The sequence below is a fragment of the Sporocytophaga sp. genome, assembly GCF_017745095.1.
Taxonomy (GTDB): domain Bacteria; phylum Bacteroidota; class Bacteroidia; order Cytophagales; family Cytophagaceae; genus Sporocytophaga.
In genome coordinates, this window is record NZ_JAGHZZ010000063.1 from 1 (window position 1) to 922 (window position 922).

The window sequence follows — 922 nt, forward strand, 5'->3', positions numbered from 1 at the left end:
ATAATGCAACCTTCTGTAGCAAGATCTTCAGAGAGGTTATACCCAACTATCTTCCTAGAATATCCATCTGATATAAGAGCGAGATAAACAAAATCATTACCGATGGAAATATAGGTGATATCGCAGACCCAAATTTGATGAGGACCCGAACAAATAAAATCCTTAAGCAAGTTGTCATATTTGCGATACCAGTGCCTGGAAAAGGTAGTTTGAGGAGCTCGTTTCCTCCGCCTGATTAGCATATTGTGAGAAGCTAATAAATCAAACAAGGCATCTCTACCCATTTTTATCTGACGTTCTAGTAAATCCTTTTGTATTAAAGAGAATAGTTTTCTGGTACCTATCCTTGGCTGGTCTTCTCGTATTGCATTTACCAAATTCAAAACTATATAGGCTTCTGTGCCTATGTCACTCATATGCCAGCTATATTGATAATATGCTTGCCGTGTAACACCAAACAATCTGCATAACCTTGCCAGCCCTATTTGAGGGAATGCATTCTTCATTACTGTGATCGTTTGGTGCCAGACTTTTTTCGAATATTTACTTTTAACTCTTGTTCTGCAATGTCTATCATTGTTTCAAGAGCTTTATTCTTTAATAACGTCTCTTCCAAAGCCTTTTTCAATGCAGCAACATCCTGACACTGACCTTTCTTTTCCTCCTGATTCAATACAATCTTTTTAATTGAATGTGATTTTGGCTGATTAACTCTGCCTTCAAATCTTCTTACCCAATAACTTATAAGCGATTGATTTATATTGTATTTTTTTGAAAGCATTCTAAAGGTAATGTGGCCTGATTGATATTCCTGAATAATTTTCAACTTTAATTCAATATCATGAGGTTGAGTATGCTTTCTTTTCCCTCTACCTCTTTTCTTAAAAAATTTAAATTCTGTCATTTTTTTACAGGGGTTAAA

General features: G+C 35.1%; 1 protein-coding gene and 1 pseudogene. Both read right to left on the reverse strand.

Features of this window, described 5'->3' with window-relative positions:
* Positions 1-506 (reverse strand): annotated as a pseudogene (locus J7604_RS26990) (IS3 family transposase); the annotation flags it as partial.
* Positions 506-922: helix-turn-helix domain-containing protein (locus tag J7604_RS26995; protein ID WP_293903795.1), on the reverse strand; the 417-nt coding region annotated here is incomplete at its 5' end. The pseudogene J7604_RS26990 and the gene J7604_RS26995, both read right to left, overlap by 1 nt.